Below are 351 nucleotides of genomic sequence, written 5' to 3' on the forward strand. Positions count from 1 at the left end.
TCCAATCACCCCGCCAGGTAGAACCTGGCCTACACACCCCGCCGCGTCAGCAAGGCCGAACCTACGTAGCCGGATTCGCCAAGAATTCGGACGCCATCTCACCCGTAGCCGGATTCGCCAGAATTCGGATCTCTGAATTCCGGCGAATCCATCATCCTGGTGAATCCATCAACGTAGGCCAGGTCATCACCTGGCACCCAGCCGATGCTTTGGAACAAAGCGAGTCGTCCAACCACGCCCGCAAGATTCAACGCGGCCCGTCCAATCACCCCGCCAGGTAGAACCTGGCCTACACACCCCGCCGCGTCAGCAAGGCCGAACCTACGTAGCCGGATTCGCCAAGAATTCGGA

Annotated in this window: 1 protein-coding gene; it reads left to right on the forward strand. The window is 59.8% G+C overall.

All coding sequences use genetic code 11. From position 1 onward, the window contains the following. Positions 1-204: 204 nt before the first annotated feature. On the forward strand, positions 205-351 hold a 147-nt coding region (locus RISK_RS33630), incomplete at its 3' end, for a DUF1589 domain-containing protein (RefSeq protein ID WP_449314169.1).

Source organism: Rhodopirellula islandica (assembly GCF_001027925.1).
GTDB classification, from domain to species: domain Bacteria; phylum Planctomycetota; class Planctomycetia; order Pirellulales; family Pirellulaceae; genus Rhodopirellula; species Rhodopirellula islandica.